Raw genomic sequence first — 17,175 nt, 5'->3', positions numbered from 1 at the left:
CATGCATCGACTGTCGCCTGCGACAGCCGATGCACAGAGCGCCGTTACGGCATCGCCAGGTGCCAGGCGCCGTTCAGGAAGCCGTCGCCGGTGATGTCGCCGGGCTTCTGGTCCTTGGCGAAAGTGTAGAGCGGCTTGCCCTTGTAGGCCCACTGCTTCGAGCCATCGTCGCGGGTGATGATGGTGTAGCCGTCGCCGGCGGCGTCGCTGGCCTCGGCCTTCAACACCGGCCAGTTGGTCGCGCACGGACCGTTGCAGGCCGACTTGCCGTCCGCATCCTTGTCGAAAGTGTAGAGCGTCATGCCCTTGGCATCGGTGAGCACATTGCCCTTGTCGGTCTTGCCGGTCTTGGTCGGCGGCGCTGCGAAGGCGGCGGGAACGATCGCGAGCGATAGTGCCAGCGCGAGCGCGAGGCGGATCGAGGACGTCATGATGTCTCCTGTCATGCAATTGGCTTGCATGGGGTAGGACGCCGGACGCGGCCTCGTATTCCTCAGGCGGCAGCAAAGAAATTTTTCGCTGCGCGCGTCAATGCAGCGGAATAAACTGGACCAACCGAGACGGAACGACGAAGGACATGAGCAAGCCGCACTGGCGTCCCGCACACACCTCCGATCTGCCCGCGATCAGCGCCATCGCGGCGCGGATCCATCCTGATCTTCCGGAACGCCCCGAGGTGTTCGCGGAGAAGATGCGGCTCTCTCCCGACGGATGCCGCGTGCTTGTCGCCGGCGATGAGATCGCCGGCTACGGGCTCGCGCATCCCTGGAAGCTGCAGCAGATCCCGCCGCTCGACGGCTTCCTCGAACGACTCCCCCAAGACGCAGACTGCCTCTACGTGCACGATGTCGCCGTGCTGCCCGACCGGCGCGGCGGCGTGGCGCGCGATTATATTGGCGGCATTGCGGAGCTCGCGCGCGCATCCGGCATCACGGCGCTCGCACTTGTCTCGGTCTACGCCACGCGGCCGCTGTGGGAGCATCTCGGCTTTCGTCCGGTGACGGCGGACGCGGCACTGCGCGCGAAGCTCGCCTCCTACGGGGAAGGCGCGACCTATATGCGGCACGACCCTGCCCGACTGCCCCGACGCAGATGATGTCGCCGGTGCAATCCGGCGGCATCATCGTCGTCTGTCCTGAACGGCGGCAGCTCAGCCGCGCTGCTTTTTCTTCTTCGTCTTCTTTCCCGGTGCGCCCTTCATCGGCCAGGGTGTCACCGACGGCTCCGCGCGGACCTGCTTGTCGCGATGCTTCTTCTTTCCAAAAGGCGGCGCTTCGTCGAATCGCGGTCCGCGCTCGCCGGACGGTTTGCCGCGCGGCTTGAATTCACGTGCCTCGCGCGGGCGCTCGTCGCGGCGTTCGCGATGACCGCCATCGGCTCTCTCGCGACCCGGCGCGTGTGACCGTTCCTCCGACGGTGCCTGTCGCTGAGGCGCCTCCGCCATCGGCTCGATACGGATGCTGTCTTCCTTGTCCGGACGCTTGATCTTGGCGGCGAAGGACTCAGCGGCCCGCACCGAGATCTCGAACTCGGTCGTGGTGTCCATGATCTTGATGGCGCCGATGTCGTGCTTGTCGATGCCGCCGCGGCGGCAGATCATCGGCAGCAGCCAGCGCGCTTCCGCATTCTTGCGCCGCCCGATCGCGGCGCGGAACCAGACGCTGCCGTCGGCCATGCCGTGCTTCGACGACGCCTTTCCGGACTTCGCTCGCGGCCTGGCGGCACGATCGTCCCCGCCTTCGCCTTGAAATCTGTCGCGCCCGCGCTCGTCGCGCGGCCGGGCGCTCCGCTCGCCGGGATCGATGATGTCCTCGGGCGACGGCAGCCGCGCGCGATAGAGCCGCGCCAGTGCGGCGGCGATATCCTCGGCCGACCGCTCGGCCAACAGCGCCTGCGCCAGCGCCAGATCGTCAGCCGTCGTCTCCTCGGTGAACAACACGTCCTTCATGCGCTCGTGATCGAGCTTGCGGATTTCGTCCGCCTGCGGCGCCGTGCCCCAGACCGCGTCCACTCCCGCCAGATTGAGCAGCAGCTCCGCGCGCCGCCGGCGGGCGGGCGGCACCAGCAGGACGCTCGTCCCCTTTCGTCCGGCGCGCCCGGTGCGGCCCGAGCGATGCTGCATCACCTCGGCATCGTTGGGCAGGTCGGCGTGAATGACGAGGTCGAGGCTCGGCAGATCGATGCCGCGGGCGGCGACGTCGGTCGCGACGCAAACGCGGGCGCGTCCGTCGCGCAGCGACTGCAGCGCCAGGGTCCGCTCGTTCTGGGTCAATTCGCCCGAGAGGGCGACGACGGAGAAGCCGCGCTCCAGCAGCGCCGCCTGCAAATGCCTGACCGCATCGCGCGTGCTGCAAAACACCAGCGCGCTCGGCGCCTCAAAGAAACGCAGCACGTTGACGACGGCATGCTCGACGTCGGCGGGCGCGATCCGGATCGCGCGGTACTCGATATCGGCGTGACCGCCTTCGTCGCCGGCGACCTCGATCCGGAACGCCTGCTGCTGATATTGCTTGGCCAGCGCGACGATGCCGCGCGGGAACGTCGCCGAGAACATCAGGGTGCGGCGCGTATCCGGCGTGGTCTCGAGGATGAATTCCATGTCCTCGCGAAAGCCGAGATTGAGCATCTCATCGGCCTCGTCGAGGACGACCGCCTTCAATTCGGAGATATCGAGACGCCCGCGGCGCAAATGGTCGCAGAGCCGGCCCGGCGTGCCGACGACGATATGGGCGCCGGCCGCAAGCTCGCGCTGCTCGCGACGCGGATCCATGCCGCCGACGCAGGAGACAACGCGCCCGCCCGTATGCCCATAGAGCCAGGCGAGCTCGCGCTGAACCTGCATCGCGAGCTCGCGGGTCGGCGCCACGATCAGGGCGAGCGGTGCGGCCGCGGGTGCGAACTGCTCGGCATCGCCGAGCAGGTCCCTGGCCATGGCGAGGCCATAAGCGAGGGTCTTGCCGGAGCCGGTCTGGGCCGAAACCAGGAGGTCGCGATCGGCGGCTTCGTCCGCGAGCACGGCGAGCTGGACGGGGGTCGGAGAATCATAGTTCCGCTCGGCCAAAGCGCGGGCGAGCGGCGGGGTCAGGGCCGGAAAAGACACGGGATGGAGAACCTTGGTTAATTCAGGCGCGCAAACGGTGGACCGGCGGGCCTGAGCTCGCGTGCGCGGCAAACGGCCCGGCCGCACGCTGGATTTGATCTGGGCGCTCTTTACGCCAAGCGCGCGGGAATCACCATGCCTATGATGCATGGCTTAGCGGAGAGCCGCGCCTGAAGGTTGCAGCGGATTTTTGCGGCGACCTTGATTAACATCGGCGCAACCGGATCTGGCGGCGACTGAGCCGAGATCGGACCCAAAGAGGTGGAGAGCACAACGATGCGATTGGCAGTCATTTCCGATATCCACGGCAACCTTGCGGCGCTGGAGGCGGTGCTGGCCGACATCAAGGCGCGTGGCGTCGATCGTATCGTGAACCTCGGCGATTGCGTCACCAGCCCGTTGTGGCCGAAAGAGACGTTCGAAGCCCTGCAATCGCTGTCGTTGCCGACCGTGCGCGGAAACCATGACCGCTGGATCGAGGAGTTTCCGGACGACAAGCTCTCCCCGGCAGGCCTGTTCGCCCGCAACGCATTGACCGCGGAGCAGCGCCGGGCGCTGCACAGCCTGCCCTCCCAGTTGCGGCTGGACGACGGAATCCTGGCCTGCCATGGCACGCCCGAGAGCGACACGACGTGCCTGCTGGAGGAATCGCTCGACGACGGCCGCTTTGTCCCGGCACGCCGGGACGTCCTGGAGGCACGCCTCGCGAGCGAACCGGCGGCGCGCGTGGTGCTGTGCGGTCATAGCCACCGCCAGGCGGTCGTTCAGGGTCCCGGCGAGCGTCTGGTCCTCAATCCGGGAAGCGTTGGCTGCCCGGTCTTCGCGGACCTTCCCATCGCCGCAAAACTCGAACACCGCTCGCCTCACGCCCGCTACGCGATACTCACGAAGAGAGACAAACGCTGGCAGGTCGAACTCCTGGCCCTCGAATATGATTGGGACGCCGCATCGGCGCGCGCGCTCGCCAACAACCGCCCCGATTGGGCGCAGGCCATGCTGACCGGGAGCGTCAAATAGCCGGTGGCGCCGAGATCTCCGAATACGCGGCGGCAGCAGAATCGACCGGCAATGACGGTGTTGTCACGCCCGCCTCGCAATCCAAATCGTGCCCCACCAGAGAGCAACGGGTGAAACATGACAGGTGGCATATCGCTTGCCGACAAGCTCGCGACCTTCCAGGACTATTGGTCGCCGCGCACGGTCGCGACCTTCAACGATTGCGACGTGATGGTGGTGAAGGTGAAGGGCGAGTTCACCTGGCACAAGCATGACGACACCGACGATTTCTTTCTCGTCCTGAAAGGCCAGCTCGATATCGAGTTGCAGGACCGCACCGTGACGCTCGGTCCGGGCGAGCTCTATGTCGTGCCCAAAGGCGTCGAGCATCGCCCGGTGGCGCGCGAGGAGGTTCACCTGATGCTGATCGAGCCGACCGGCACCCCGAACACGGGCGACAAGGCAACCGCTGCAGCGCGCAAGCTCGCGTAGCGGGCAGCGCGCCCGGGTGCGGGCTAATCCCTGGAGGTCGCCAGCCGGCTGAAGCTGCCGGCCAACCTGGCTTTTGTGCGCGCAACACTGTCCTTGACCGCGCGGGCCAGGGCTCGGACGGCGCGCCAGGCTTCCGTCTCCTGCAACCACGCCTTCGCCGCGGCGTATTTTCCGTAAGCCCAGGCAAAAGCGGGAATTCGCATCAGCTTGTCGCGCGTGAGATGGAACAGGCGCTCGACCAACACCAGCTTGAGCAATTCGCCGATGATGAACGTCACGGCGCCGCTCATCACTTGACCGGTTGCGGTGAGGTAGGCCGCCACGGGCTTGACCGGCTCCAGAATGATCACAGGCACGGAAAACAACGCCAGTGACGGATATGGCGGCAGCGACCTGATCCAGGCGCGCAAACGCCTGAATTCGAAATGCCGCCCGATCCAGCGGGCGACCGGCCTGGCCACGGCCATGAAGACCGCGTCCACCAGGAAGTAGATCGCGGCCAGGATATAAGTGACGGGTCTCAGGATTCGCTTCACGGTACCTCTCCCGCAAAGTGAAAGCCGGAACTTGGGCCTAAGTTTCACCTCGGCGTGAAGACTTCGCGGACTCCACGTGGAACTTTTCGGACCGCTCAGATCTCGGCATAGATCTCGAGCAGATTGCCGTCGGGGTCGCGGAAGAACAGCGTGCGATGGCCGAACGACTGGTTCGTCGGCGGCGAGACCAGCGCCACGCCCTGCCGCACCAGCTCGTCGGCGCACGCATCGACCTCGGCTGCGGATACCCTGAACGCCAGTTGCAGCGAGGCGCTGCCCGTCGGGATCGGCGCATCGGCAGCAGTCCGGCCCGGCCGTGCCAGCGCCAGCGTGTTGCTGCCGATGCCGTACTCGATCCAGTTCGGCGACAGCTCGCGCAGCAGCGGGAAGGCGAGCACGTCCTCATAGAAGCGACGCATCGCCGCCATGTCGCGCACGAAGATGACGGTGTAGTCGATCGCGCGGATGGCCAGGAAGGGGGAGAGTCGGTTTGGGTCGTCAGTCTCTTCGTTTGTCATTTCATCGTGCAATCCAAACTCTGACGCGTAGCCCGCATGAGCGAAGCGAGATGCGGGAGTCATCAGCAAGGCCCCGGATATCGCTTCGCTCATCCGGGCTACACGTCCTCACTCCACCAGCTCCGGCCACGGCACGATCGTCGACTTCACGGTCTTCATCGCCATCGCATCCCTCACCGCCTGAGCTACACCCTCTTCCGTAAACGGATAGATCGTCTGCATCTTCAGCCACGGGTATTTGTCGCGCGTCCGATACAGCATGTCGACGCCGAGCGGCAGGTCATTGCCGGTAAAGCCCCACGAGCCCAGCACGTTGAGGTCCTTGGTGCAGATGCGGTGCCAGGAGGTGTCGATCGAGCCGGCGTCGGTGAACTGGCCCATCTCGACATAGGTGCCGCCATCGCGCAGCATCTCGATGCCTTCGGGGCCTGCGGTGGGATGACCCGAGCAGTCCATCACGAGATCGGCGCCGAAGCCGCCGACGATTTCCCGCACGCGATCGATGCGCTGCTGCGGCGACTTCAGCTCCTCGATATTCACCGTGGCTTCCGCACCGAACTCACGCGCGAGCTTGAGCCGCGGCTCCTCCGGCGCGCCGACGCAGATCACGCGCCCTGCCCCCATCTCCTTGGCGGCCGCGACCGCCAGAATGCCGATCGGGCCCGAGCCCTGGATCACCACCGTATCGCCCCAGGAAAAACCGCCCGCGCGGCTGGCACGGTTGAAGGCGCGGATGCAGGAGGTCAGCGGTTCGGACAGCGCGCCGAGGCGCAGCGACATGTCGTCAGGCAGCTTGTAGATCTTGGTGCCCGGCAGCATGTCGAGGTCGACATAGACATATTCAGCCCAGCCGCCCCACATGTGCGGCGCCTTGTCGAAGCCGAGATAGCGGCCGTAATAGACCGGCGTCAGGCATTTGTTGGCGGTCTGCGGATAGTGGATGCAGTAATAGCAGCGGCCGCAGGGCATCAAGGGCGGGATCATCACCTTCGAGCCGACCTTGAGCGGCTTGCTCATGAAGTCCTCGGTGAACTCCTCCCCGCATTCGACGATGACGCCGCCGAGTTCATGCCCGAGCGTGAACGGCCACGGCAGCGGCTTCGGCCAATGTCCCTTCAGGATGTGCAGATCGGTGCCGCAGACGCCGCAGGCGCCGACCTTGATCAGCGCGGCCTTCCTGCCGACCTTCGGCCACGGCACGGTGCGGATAACGGGCTCCGAGCCGGGACCTGCGTGAGTGCAAACGCGGATCTGTTGCATGGCGTTTCCTCGTTGCCCGTCTGTTATGATTGGTTGGTGCGGGCCTAAGACGAAGCGTATGTGAGATGGGGGCTTGTGCCAAGCTGCGCCTTGTGGCCCGCATGGCGCGACCCTTCCGCCTTCGCTCGGTGGGCTACGGCGGACAAGTCGCTCCATCCGGGCTACGCGCCTGGTCTAGAGACCGCAGACGCATATCTGCCGCATGCTTCCCGCAGTCAGCGGGCGGCGATCGAAATCACCAAAGCGCTCGATGAGGATCAGGCCGCCGGAAGCGATCAGCAGCGGCATCTCCTGCGGGAAGACGCAGCGCATTGGCAACGGAACCTTCCAGAAGTCCTTCTCCGTCTCGCTCGACCAGTACCAGTTCACATGTCTGACCTGCGTCAGCGGGTCGTAGCTCGCGGTCTCCTCGACAATGATCGTACCGAGTGCAGCGTGAACCACGGTGCCGATCGCCTCGCGCTTGCCGGGATCAGCGTTGAGCATGGCAATATTGGGCAGGAACGCATCGAACACGAGCCGGCCGTTCGGCGATAGGTGTCTGCCGACAGATTTGAAGAAGCCTGCGAAGTCGTCGAGGCTGTGCAGGTGCAGGACCGAATTCATCGCGACGATGATGGTGTCGAAGGTCGTCCCGGCGAGATCGAAGTCGCGCATGTCCAACTGGATGAACCTCGGTTCAACCGCGTGCGATCTGGCGTAAGTCCCCGCGCGCTCAAGCATGACGGAAGACCGATCGGCTCCGACGACCTCGAGCCCAGCTTGCGCCAGCGGAATGGTCAGGCGGCCGCTGCCGCATGCTAGGTCGAGAACGCGGCCGCCGCGCTCGCACGCCGTCTCGACATAGAAACGTTCGAGGATCGGGTCGCGCGGCGCCATCAAGTCGTACAGATCGGGGCGGTCGTAGAGGCTGCTCTGTTCCATGGGTGCGATGTTAGCGGATAATTTCGTGACCTGCATGAGGTGGCTTGTCCGCCGCAGTCAGCAAAGGCGGAAGAAGCGGCCCGCAGCCCCGGATCGCGCTGCCGCCTTCGCTCGTCTAGCTACGGCGGACAAGTCGCTCCATCCTGGCTACAGCGCGCCATAACCACCGCCGTCATCCTGAGGTGCTCGCCTTGCGATACGTCGGCATCGCAAGGCGAGCCTCGAAGGATGGGCCACGAGCGCTTGAGGCTCATCCTTCGAGGCGCGCAAGAGCGCACACCTCAGGATGACGACAATGGTCATGGCGACAGTGCATGGCAGATGCCCACGCACGTCCAATTGTCTTGAGCGCTCATTAACGAGCGTGTATGGCCCGATGAAATCTCACCTCAGGTCGTCGCTTGAACCCCCTGCCCCAAAATCCCGTGGCCGCGTCCGGCTCGTTCGCGGCCATGAAATCGGTGCCCTACCGTCTCCAGTTCGGCTCTTACGTGCTGGCGATGATGGCCGACAATATCGAGCACGTGATCAGCTATTGGGTGGTGTTCCAGAAATTCCACTCGCCGGCGCTGGCCGGCTTTGCGGTGCTGTCGCACTGGCTGCCGTTCCTGCTGTTCTCGGTCGCGGTCGGCGGGCTCGCCGACCGGTTCGATCCGCGCCGCATCATCCAGTGCGGCATGCTGCTGTTCATCGTCGCGTCGAGCGGATGGGGCTTCTTCTTCCTCACCGACACGATCCAGATGTGGCATGCGATGCTGTTGCTGGTGATCCATGGCTGCGCCGGCGTGCTCTGGCAGACACCGAACCAGCTCTTGCTCTACGACCTCGTGGCGCCTGCGGACCTTCCGAGCGCGGTGCGGCTGAACGCGATGGCGCGCTATCTCGGCATCCTGGTCGGGCCGGCGGTGGGCGGCGTGATCATGCTGACGCTCGGCACCTCGCACGGCATCATCTTCAACACGCTGTTCTACCTGCCGATGCTGCTGTGGCTGTTCCGGGCGCCTGTGCGCGACAAGAGCGTGGCGGTGCGGCGCTTTGCAGTGCGCGGCCTTGCCGACATCGTGCTGACCGTCCACGCCATCGGCACCCAGCCGGTGCTGACGGCGATGACGTGGCTGGCCGGCCTCACCTCCTTCATGATCGGCAATGCCTACCACGCCCAGATGCCGGGCTTTGCCGGCGATCTCGGCCATGGCGATCCCGGCATCTCCTACAGCGTGCTGCTCGCGGCCGACGCCGCCGGCGCGGTGCTCGCCGCTATCGCGCTGGAATCCTGGGGTCGCCTCAAGGGCACGCCGCGCACGGCGATCATGCTCGCGATGCTCTGGAGCCTGGCGCTGCTCGGCTTCGCACTGGTGCCGATCTATCCGGTCGCGATCGCGCTGTTGTTCTGCGCCGGCTTCTTCGAGCTGTCGTTCAACACCATGGCGCAGGCGCTGGTGCAGCTGAACGCGCCGCACGACATTCGCGGCCGCGTCGTCGGCCTTTATAATATGGCCGGCCTTGGCATGCGCGCCTTCAGCGGCATCACGGTCGGGCTGTTTGGCGCGGCGATCGGCATTCACTGGTCGCTCGGCCTGTCGGCCGCGCTGCTGCTGGCAATGCTGCTCGTGCTGCAGCGGCGGGCGACGAAGCCGGCTTGAGCGGCCTTTGTGTGGCTTTTCGGACGCATTGTGTCTGTCCGTGACCGCCTCGGCCAATCCTAACGCGACATTAACCCTATGCACCTTAGGGTCGTCCCGGACTCCGCCCGGGCGGGGGGTCGGGTGTTGAAAATGGCGTTGGCGAACAAAAAATTTCTTCCGGCCGCCGAGGAGCGTCGGCGCTTCCAGCGGGTGAAGGTGCACCTGCTCGGCCGCTACATGCTGCCGGACCGCCGCGAATTCCCCTGCCAGGTGATCAACATGTCGCCCGGCGGGCTTGCGCTGCTCGCCCCCGGCATCGGCAATGTCGGCGACCGCGTGGTCGCCTATCTCGACCATATCGGACGCGTCGAGGGCAAGATCACCCGCATCATCGACAACGGCTTCGCCATGACGATCGGGGCGACGCCCCGGAAGCGCGACAAGCTCGCCGCGCAGCTGACCTGGCTCGCCAACCGCGACATCCTCAACCTGCCGGAGGACCGCCGTCACGACCGTATCGTGCCGCGCAACCCGATCGCGGTGCTGACGCTCGAGGACGGCACCAAGATGACCTGCCGCATCATCGACCTCTCGCTGTCAGGCGCTGCCATCGCCGCGGAGAACCGGCCGCCGCTGAAATCGACCGTCCTGCTCGGCCGGGTCCAGGGCCGCGTGGTCCGAAACCTCGAAGACGGCTTCGCGCTGGAGTTCCTTCACGAGCAGCCGATCGAGACACTCGAAGAGAGCGTTACCGCGCGGTAAAGCGCGCGGGCGGCAAACCCCCTTATTTTCCAGCCCTGAAGGCGGCCTCCGCAATGCGGACGCCGCCTTTTTCATGCGTCGCGGCCGGCCCGGCCCGGGTTAACGCGCGGCCCGTTTGCAGATGGAAATGGCGGTTCCGCCAGCGTTTCCGCGTTAATCGATAAAGTTTGAATCAATTGCAGTTGTTTCGAATTTTATGAGAATTCGATTCAAGTATAGATCGAATTCGGCGCAGGTTTTACTTGCATTCGTCTCGACTTGACTTGGTCGACTTAGCGGCAACGCAAAAGCTCCATGCGAAATGTGGTCCCAACAAGAAACGGGGGCCGCAATGTTTGACTTCAGGGGACAGGGGAAAGGGCTGGCGCTCGCCGCCATGCTCTTCGGGATCAGCGCGGCAGCGCAGGCCGGCGAAAGCCGTCTGCTCTACGCGAGCCTCGGTGACACCACGCGTGCACCGATCGGCTGGGTCGAATTCTGTGCGGACAACGCCGCCCAGTGCCAGGGCGCACCGACGCAGCCGCGCGACATCGTGATGTCGCAGAGCGCATGGCGCGACCTCGTCAAGGTCAATCGCTGGGTCAACGAGACCATCAAGCCTTTGACCGACCAGGAGCACTGGGGCGTGATCGAGAAATGGTCGCTGCCATCAGACGGTTACGGCGACTGTGAAGACTACGTGCTGTTGAAGCGCAAGATGCTGATCGATGCCGGATGGCCGCGCGAGGCCCTGCTCATCACCGTCGTGCGCGACAAGAAGGGCGAAGGACACGCGGTGCTGACGGTGAAGACCGACAAGGGCGAGTTCGTTCTCGACAATCAGAACGAGAACGTCGTTGCCTGGACCGAGACCGGCTACCGCTTCGTCAAGCGCCAGTCGCAGAGCGATCCCAACGTCTGGGTCTCGCTCGGCGATACCAAGCCGGCGGTCTCCACCGCCAGCGCCAGAGATTAGGCAAGAGACAACAGGTTACGCGACCCGGTCACATCCCCACCCCTCCCCGTCCCAGACCGGTTCGCGCGCGGCCAGCCATCCCCCAATGGCTGGCCGCAACTTTTTTGGGCTATGCCGGCGCTGTTTCGGCGGCAGCCGGAGCCGGCGCCGACCGCGCGATCAGGGCATAAGCAACGGGCACCACGAACAGCGTGAACAGCGTGCCGATCGACAGACCGGTCGCGATGACGAGCCCCATGTTGTAGCGCGACACCGCGCCCGCCCCGCTCGCGGTGATCAGCGGAACGACGCCCAGCACCATGGCCGCGGTGGTCATCAGGATCGGCCGCAGCCGGATCGTCGCGGCCTCGATGATCGCCTCCGTCGCCGGCTTGCCCTCCAGGCGCAATTCGTTGGCCACCTCGACCATCAGGATGCCGTGCTTGCTGACAAGGCCCATCAGGGTGAGCAGCCCGACCTGGGTGTAGATGTTGAGGCTGGCACCGCCGATGCCGAGGCTGATGAAGATCAGGGCGCCGGCCAGCGACATCGGCACCGACACCAGGATGACGATGGGATCGAGGAAGCTGTTGAACAGCGCGGCGAGCGCCAGGAAGATGATGATGACGGCGAAAGCGAACGTCGTGACGAAGCCGCCCGATTCCTGTTCGAGCTGGCGCGAGGCGCCGCCGTAGTCGATCGTATAGCCGACCGGCAGGGACTTCGCGATATCCTTGAGCGTGGCGAGCGCGCTGCCCATCGACACCGTCGGCATCGCGACGCCCGAGATCGTCGCCGCATTGATCTGCTGGAAGTGGTTGCGCGACTGCGGAACGGTCCTGTTCTCGAGATGCGCGACGGTCGACAGCGGCACCATCGAATTGTCGCTCGCCTTGATGTAATAGCCGAGCAGCTGGTCCGCCGTCAGCCGATCGTTCTGCTTGGCCTGAGGAATCACCTTGTAAGATCGGCCGTCCAGGCTGAAATAATCGAGGTAGTTTCCCCCGAGCATGGTCGCGAGCGCACCGCCGAGATCACTCATCTTCAGGCCGAGATCACCGGCCTTGTCGCGGTCGAAGGAGACCAGCGTCTGGGGCCTGTCGATTTTCAGGTCGGTATCGAGGAAGATGAATTGGCCGCTCTTCAGCGCCTGCACCATGAAGTTGCGCGAGACCTGGTCGAGTTCGTTGTAGGAACCGGTCGTACCAATCACGAACTGGATCGGAAGGCCGTTGCTGCCGGGCAGCGGCGACGGCTGGAAGGCGACCGAGCGCGTGCCCGCGATGGTGTTGAGCAGGTTCTGGAAATCCGGCTGGAGAGTCTTCGTGGTCAGGCTGCGCTGGTCCCAGGGCTTGAGCACCCAGCCTCCAATCGCCTGGGTGGGCGTGTCGATCTGGAAAAGGGTCTTCGTTTCCGGGCGCTTGGCCACGAGATCGTAGACCTGCTGGCTGTAGAATTGCCGCTGCTGAAGTGTCGCTGAGGGTGCCGACGTCGTCAGCGAGAGCACGACACCCTGGTCCTCGTCGGGCGCGAGCTCGCTGGTCGAGGTCGCGTAGAGCCAGGGAATGCCGGCCAGCAGCAGCAGCGCGAACACGGCCACGACTGGCTTCGTCGCAAAGACGGCCTCCAGCCGGCGGCGATAGGCGCCCGAGAGCCACTCCAGCACGTGGTCGATCGTCCGGACCAAGCGCGCCTCCCAGTTCGTCGCATCGCGCTCGGTCTTGCGCAATAGCCAGGCGCAGTTCATCGGCGACAGCGTCAGCGCGATCACCGCAGATACCGTGACCGCGCCTGCGAGCGTGAAGGCGAACTCGGTGAACAGGGCGCCGGTGAGGCCGCCCTGGAATCCCACGGGCACGTAGACCGCGATCAGAACCACGGTCATGGCGATGATCGGGCTTGCCAGCGCGCGTGCGGACTGGATCGCGGCCTCGACCGGCGCGACGCCTTCGTCGATCAGCCGGTGCACGCTCTCCACGACAATGATGGCGTCATCCACCACGAGCCCAATGGCGAGCACGAGTGCCAGCAGGGTCAGCAGGTTGATCGAGAATCCCATCAGCAGCATCAGCCCGAATGTTCCGATCAGCGACAGCGGGATCGCGATGACCGGAATCAGGACCGATCGCCACGAGCCCAGGAACAGGAACACTACCACGATCACGATCAGCACCGCTTCCACCAGCGAGTGGACGACCTCGTCGATCGAAGAATTGACGAAGTCGGTGGAGTCGTAGAGCACCTCGCCGACCAGGCCGTTCGGCAGCTGCGCCTTGATGTCGGGCAGGATCGCCTTCACACCGTTGATGACGTCGAGCAGATTGGCGGTCGGGGCCGCCTGGATGCCGATATAGACCGCGGTCTTGCCGTTGAAGCGCGTCTCGCTGTCGTAATCGTCGTTTCCGAGCGTGACGTTGGCGACGTCGCGCAGGCGGATGATCGCGCCGTTGACGGTCTTGACCACGAGGTTGCGGTACTGCTCCAGCGAATGCAGGTTGGTCGAGGCCGCGAGATCGACCTGCACCAGCCGGCCCTTGGTGGCGCCGAGGCCGGAGATGTAATCGTTGCCGGACAGCGCGGTCGAGACGTCGCTCGCGGTAAGGCCATAGGCCGCCAGCTTGTCGGGATCGAGCCAGGCGCGGAGCGCGAACTTCTTGGCGCCGAGGAGCTCGGCGGTCTGCACGCCGGTGACGGCCTGGAGCCGCGGCTGCACCACGCGCGTCAGATAGTCGGTGATCTGGTTCGGCGCCAGCACGTCGCTGGCGAAGCCGATATACATCGCATCGATGGTCTGGCCGACCTTGAGCGTCAGCGTGGGCTGCTGCGTGCCGCTCGGGAACTGGTTCAGCACCGAGTTGACCTTGGCGTTGATCTCCGTCATCGCCTTGCCGGAATCGTAGTTCAGGCGCAGATTGACCGTGATGGTGCTGGAGCCCGTGACGCTGTTCGACGTCATGTAGTCGATGCCGTTGGCCTGGGCGATGGCATTTTCCAGCGGCGTCGTGATGAAGCCGGCGATGATGTCGGAATCGGCGCCGGCATAGGTCGTCGACACCGTGACGATGGCGTTCTGGGTGCGCGGATATTGCAGGATCGACAGCGTCGTCATCGAGCGCAGGCCGAGCACCAGGATGAGGGCGCTGACGACCAGCGCCAGGACCGGCCGGCGGATGAAGATATCGGTGAAGCGCATCTTGTCCTGAACTCGTTTCTCGCCACTCTTTGTTGCGGAATCGGCCGCGCCGTCGCCAAGCCTACTGATCGACGATGTTCGGCGCGGCTTCCGCCTGAGGCACGTGTGAATTGTCGATCTTCACCGGGCTGCCGTTGCGCAGCTTCAGCTGGCCGGCGATGACCACGGTCTCGCCCGGCTTGATCCCATCGTTGACCGCGACGCGATCGCCCTTCGCGGGCCTCGTCTTGACGAACATCTGCCGCGCGGTGCCCTGCCCGTCATGGAGTTCGTCGACGAGGTAGACCAGATCGCCGTAGGAATTGCTGACGATCGCCGTCAGCGGCACGGTGACGACCTGTTCGGGCTTGCCGACCGCGATCTCGACCTTTGCGAACATGCCCGGCAGCAGCCGGGCCTCGCCGTTGCGCAAGGTGGCGCGAACCTGGACGTTGCGGCTGGCTGAATCCACCTTGGCATTGATCGCGGTGATCTGCCCGGTGAAGCGCTCGGCCGGAAAGGCATCGACTGCGACCGACACGTCTTGCCCGATGCGGATCGAGGCCAGCGACTGCTGCGGCAGGTAGAAGTCGACATAGATCGGATCGAGACTCTGCAGCGTGACGATGCTGGTGCCGGCGGAGAGATACTGGCCGAGATCGACGGCGCGGATGCCGAGGCGCCCCGAGAACGGCGCCTTCAGCGACTTCTGCTCGAGGAGAGCCTTCTGCTGCTCCACCAGGGCCTGGGCGTTCTTCAGGTTCGCCTTGTCGCTGTCGACCGTCGCCTGGCTCACCGCATTGAACTTGATCTGCTCCTCGTCGCGCTTGAGCACGATGGCGTAGTTCTCGGCCGTGGCCTGCAACGAGCGGAGCTTGGCGACGTCGTCGGTCGCCACCAGCGACAGCAGGGTCTGTCCCGCCGCGACGCTGTCGCCGGAGGTGAATTCGATGCTCTGCACGATACCGGCGGCCTGCAGCGCGAGATCGGCGCCGTTCACCGCGCGCAGCGAGCCGACCGCGCTCAGGCTCGACTGCCAGGGCGCGTTGGCGGCCATCACGGTGGAGACGGTCTGCGGCGGATTGGCCATCGCGCCGATCGCCTTCCTGATCATGATCTCCTTGAAGGTCTGGAATCCGTACAGGCCGCCGAACAGGATCGCCATCCCGCACAGCATGATTGTCATCCGCTTCATCATCGCAACGCGTCCTCGGTCTTCTTGTCGGTGCCGGCGAAGTACCCGGCATTGGCGCGCGGCAGCGCGTCTGGTGTCTCGTCCATGCGATTCCACCATCCGCCGCCGAGCGACTGGAACAGCGCGGCGGTGTCGGTGAAGCGGGTGGCCTGCGCCTTGATGCGCGACACCCGCGAATTCAGGTAGGATTGCTGAGCGTTGATGACGTTGGCGTAGGGCACCGCCCCGGTCTTGAACTGCTCGACCGCCATCGCCAGGCTGTCCGCCGTCGCTTTCTCGGCCGCGGCCTGCGCCTTCAGCGTCGCCGCGTCGTACTGGATGGCGCGCAGCGAATCCGCGACGTTCTGGAACGCGGTCACGACCGCGCTCTTGTACAGCGCGAGATCCTGCTCGAACGCCGCCACATCGGCCTCCTTGGTGTGGTACAGCGTGCCGCCGTCGAAAATCTTCTGGCTGACGCTGGAGGCGGCGCTCCAGACGATCGTTTCGGGCGAGAACAGCCGCTCGGGGCCGCTGGCGCCGTAGCTGCCGGATAGCGTGAGCTGCGGCAGCAGGTTGGCGATGCCGACGCCGACTGTCGCCGTCGCCTGATGCAAGGTCGCCTCGGCTTGGCGGATGTCGGGGCGCTGCCGCACCAGCGCCGAGGGCAGTGACACCGGAAGCCGCTGCGGCAGGCGCAGCTCGGCGAGCCTGAGATGCTCGCCACGATCCTGGCTCGGCAGCCGCCCGAGATAGGCCATCAGCTGATTGCGTTGCTGCGCCAGCTGCTTCTGCAGCGGCGCCAGCGTCGCCCTTGCCTGCGCCAGCGTGGCTTCCTGCGACAGCACGTCGGACTTCGAGATTGCGCCGATTTCGAACTGGTGCTGGATGCGTGCGAGCTGGTCCGACTCCGCCTTGATGATCTCCTCGGTCGCGAGGATTTGATCGCGTAGCGAGGCATCCGTGATCGCGGCCGTCACCACGTTGGCGGTCAGCGCCAGATACGTCGCTTCGAGCTTGAAGCCCTGATAGTCGGCCTGGGCTTGCAGCGCCTCGACCTGACGTCGCGTGCCGCCCCAGAGGTCGAGCGCGTAAGACACGCTTACGGACGCGTTGTACAGCGTATAGGTCGAGCCTTGCGCGGGCCATTGTCCCGACTGCGCCGTCGTCACCCGGTCGCGCTCCGCCGAGGCGCTGCCGCTGACCTGGGGAAACAGGCTGCCCTGCTGCGCCAATGCGTTTTCCCGCGCGTAGCGCAACGCGAACTGCGCCGCCTGCACGTCGGGATGATTGCGGATGGCTTCCTCGACAAAGGCGTTGAGCTGCCGCGAGCGGAATAGCGCCCACCAGGCGCCGGGAATGTCCCTGCCTGTTTCGAAGCCCTGAGAATTGCCGCCGGGCACCGGCGCACTCGTGGTGGCGGCCGGGCGCTGCTCGCGCGTGTAGCCTTGCACGGCCGGTCCGGCCGGCAACGCGAAGTCCGGGCCGACGGCGCAGGACGCCAGAAGAACGCCGCAGAGCGAGACGCCGGCCAAGGCCGCGGCTCGCGCCGGGCGCCACGCTCCTGCGACGAAGGGGACGTGTCCGGACCTGCCTGAAAGTGGAGCTGCCAAAGAACTAAACCGTTTAGTTTTTATCTGGTAGGCTGTATGATGCAGGTTGGAACCAAAAGTCAAGCCGTG

At 65.2% G+C, this 17,175-nt stretch carries 16 protein-coding genes; 6 read left to right on the top strand and 10 right to left on the bottom strand.

Annotated elements, in window-relative coordinates; translation table 11 throughout:
• Positions 1 to 44 precede the first annotated feature (44 nt).
• A complete protein-coding gene (locus E4K64_RS09140) occupies positions 45 to 431 on the bottom strand; it encodes a COG4315 family predicted lipoprotein (protein WP_205680488.1) in 387 nt (128 codons plus the stop codon).
• Positions 432 to 577: 146 nt separating this feature from the next.
• On the opposite strand from E4K64_RS09140, the gene E4K64_RS09135 reads away from it, so the two are divergent.
• Positions 578 to 1,096, top strand: coding sequence for a GNAT family N-acetyltransferase (locus E4K64_RS09135; RefSeq protein WP_135163203.1), 519 nt, complete (start codon positions 578 to 580; stop codon positions 1,094 to 1,096).
• Positions 1,097 to 1,150: 54 nt separating this feature from the next.
• Here E4K64_RS09135 and E4K64_RS09130 read toward each other — a convergent pair whose 3' ends face one another.
• Positions 1,151 to 3,100, bottom strand: a complete 1,950-nt coding sequence (locus tag E4K64_RS09130) for a DEAD/DEAH box helicase (RefSeq protein WP_135163202.1) — start codon at positions 3,098 to 3,100, stop codon at positions 1,151 to 1,153.
• Positions 3,101 to 3,210: 110 nt separating this feature from the next.
• Positions 3,211 to 3,393 (bottom strand): hypothetical protein, encoded by a 183-nt coding sequence (locus E4K64_RS09125; RefSeq protein ID WP_135163201.1) that lies wholly within the window; start codon positions 3,391 to 3,393, stop codon positions 3,211 to 3,213.
• On the opposite strand from E4K64_RS09125, the gene E4K64_RS09120 reads away from it, so the two are divergent.
• Positions 3,377 to 4,117, top strand: a complete 741-nt coding sequence (locus E4K64_RS09120) for a metallophosphoesterase family protein (protein WP_135163200.1) — start codon at positions 3,377 to 3,379, stop codon at positions 4,115 to 4,117. The genes E4K64_RS09125 and E4K64_RS09120 overlap by 17 nt on opposite strands.
• A gap of 117 nt (positions 4,118 to 4,234) precedes the next feature.
• Complete coding sequence (locus E4K64_RS09115; protein ID WP_135163199.1) at positions 4,235 to 4,588, top strand: cupin domain-containing protein; 354 nt, start codon at positions 4,235 to 4,237, stop codon at positions 4,586 to 4,588.
• Between the two features lie 23 nt (positions 4,589 to 4,611).
• Here the strand turns inward: E4K64_RS09115 and E4K64_RS09110 are convergent, their stop codons facing one another.
• The 4 genes from E4K64_RS09110 to E4K64_RS09095 form a co-directional block, all read right to left on the bottom strand.
• Positions 4,612 to 5,124, bottom strand: a complete 513-nt coding sequence (locus E4K64_RS09110; protein WP_135163198.1) for a hypothetical protein — start codon at positions 5,122 to 5,124, stop codon at positions 4,612 to 4,614.
• A gap of 95 nt (positions 5,125 to 5,219) precedes the next feature.
• Complete coding sequence (locus E4K64_RS09105) at positions 5,220 to 5,642, bottom strand: VOC family protein (RefSeq protein WP_135163197.1); 423 nt, start codon at positions 5,640 to 5,642, stop codon at positions 5,220 to 5,222.
• Between the two features lie 108 nt (positions 5,643 to 5,750).
• Complete coding sequence (locus E4K64_RS09100) at positions 5,751 to 6,902, bottom strand: zinc-binding dehydrogenase (RefSeq protein ID WP_135163196.1); 1,152 nt, start codon at positions 6,900 to 6,902, stop codon at positions 5,751 to 5,753.
• 174 nt (positions 6,903 to 7,076) lie between these two features.
• Positions 7,077 to 7,826, bottom strand: a complete 750-nt coding sequence (locus tag E4K64_RS09095) for a class I SAM-dependent methyltransferase (RefSeq protein WP_167771897.1) — start codon at positions 7,824 to 7,826, stop codon at positions 7,077 to 7,079.
• A 452-nt stretch (positions 7,827 to 8,278) separates the two neighbouring features.
• Between E4K64_RS09095 and E4K64_RS09090 the strand changes: the two genes are divergently transcribed.
• From E4K64_RS09090 to E4K64_RS09080, 3 genes are all read left to right on the top strand, one after another.
• Positions 8,279 to 9,469, top strand: coding sequence for an MFS transporter (locus E4K64_RS09090; RefSeq protein ID WP_167771918.1), 1,191 nt, complete (start codon positions 8,279 to 8,281; stop codon positions 9,467 to 9,469).
• Positions 9,470 to 9,601: 132 nt separating this feature from the next.
• Positions 9,602 to 10,213: a PilZ domain-containing protein gene (locus tag E4K64_RS09085; protein WP_024340745.1), complete on the top strand. Its 612-nt coding sequence runs from the start codon at positions 9,602 to 9,604 to the stop codon at positions 10,211 to 10,213.
• A 331-nt stretch (positions 10,214 to 10,544) separates the two neighbouring features.
• On the top strand, positions 10,545 to 11,168 hold the full coding sequence (locus E4K64_RS09080) for a transglutaminase-like cysteine peptidase (protein ID WP_167771896.1): 624 nt from the start codon (positions 10,545 to 10,547) through the stop codon (positions 11,166 to 11,168).
• Positions 11,169 to 11,277: 109 nt separating this feature from the next.
• On the opposite strand, the gene E4K64_RS09075 is transcribed toward E4K64_RS09080, so the two are convergent.
• From E4K64_RS09075 to E4K64_RS09065, 3 genes are all read right to left on the bottom strand, one after another.
• Positions 11,278 to 14,340: an efflux RND transporter permease subunit gene (locus E4K64_RS09075; protein ID WP_135163193.1), complete on the bottom strand. Its 3,063-nt coding sequence runs from the start codon at positions 14,338 to 14,340 to the stop codon at positions 11,278 to 11,280.
• A 61-nt stretch (positions 14,341 to 14,401) separates the two neighbouring features.
• Entirely contained in the window at positions 14,402 to 15,517 is a 1,116-nt protein-coding gene (locus tag E4K64_RS09070; protein WP_235884612.1) for an efflux RND transporter periplasmic adaptor subunit, read from the bottom strand.
• Positions 15,514 to 17,028, bottom strand: coding sequence for an efflux transporter outer membrane subunit (locus tag E4K64_RS09065; protein WP_135163192.1), 1,515 nt, complete (start codon positions 17,026 to 17,028; stop codon positions 15,514 to 15,516). The genes E4K64_RS09070 and E4K64_RS09065 overlap by 4 nt, the downstream gene beginning before the upstream one ends.
• Between the last annotated feature and the right edge of the window lie 147 nt (positions 17,029 to 17,175).

This window comes from Bradyrhizobium frederickii, from assembly GCF_004570865.1.
GTDB lineage: Bacteria > Pseudomonadota > Alphaproteobacteria > Rhizobiales > Xanthobacteraceae > Bradyrhizobium > Bradyrhizobium frederickii.
The sequence above is the reverse complement of the archived record's forward strand: the minus strand, read 5'-3'. Positions and strand labels throughout refer to the sequence as shown.

Coding starts and splice junctions, on each gene's coding strand:
- E4K64_RS09140 (WP_205680488.1), bottom strand. CDS start 431: ATGACGTCCTCGATCCGCCTCGCGCTCGCGCTGGCACTATCGCTCGCG.
- E4K64_RS09080 (WP_167771896.1), top strand. CDS start 10,545: ATGTTTGACTTCAGGGGACAGGGGAAAGGGCTGGCGCTCGCCGCCATG.
- E4K64_RS09075 (WP_135163193.1), bottom strand. CDS start 14,340: ATGCGCTTCACCGATATCTTCATCCGCCGGCCGGTCCTGGCGCTGGTC.
- E4K64_RS09105 (WP_135163197.1), bottom strand. CDS start 5,642: ATGACAAACGAAGAGACTGACGACCCAAACCGACTCTCCCCCTTCCTG.
- E4K64_RS09115 (WP_135163199.1), top strand. CDS start 4,235: ATGACAGGTGGCATATCGCTTGCCGACAAGCTCGCGACCTTCCAGGAC.
- E4K64_RS09070 (WP_235884612.1), bottom strand. CDS start 15,517: ATGATGAAGCGGATGACAATCATGCTGTGCGGGATGGCGATCCTGTTC.
- E4K64_RS09085 (WP_024340745.1), top strand. CDS start 9,602: ATGGCGTTGGCGAACAAAAAATTTCTTCCGGCCGCCGAGGAGCGTCGG.
- E4K64_RS09100 (WP_135163196.1), bottom strand. CDS start 6,902: ATGCAACAGATCCGCGTTTGCACTCACGCAGGTCCCGGCTCGGAGCCC.
- E4K64_RS09090 (WP_167771918.1), top strand. CDS start 8,279: ATGAAATCGGTGCCCTACCGTCTCCAGTTCGGCTCTTACGTGCTGGCG.
- E4K64_RS09095 (WP_167771897.1), bottom strand. CDS start 7,826: ATGGAACAGAGCAGCCTCTACGACCGCCCCGATCTGTACGACTTGATG.
- E4K64_RS09120 (WP_135163200.1), top strand. CDS start 3,377: ATGCGATTGGCAGTCATTTCCGATATCCACGGCAACCTTGCGGCGCTG.
- E4K64_RS09135 (WP_135163203.1), top strand. CDS start 578: ATGAGCAAGCCGCACTGGCGTCCCGCACACACCTCCGATCTGCCCGCG.
- E4K64_RS09125 (WP_135163201.1), bottom strand. CDS start 3,393: ATGACTGCCAATCGCATCGTTGTGCTCTCCACCTCTTTGGGTCCGATC.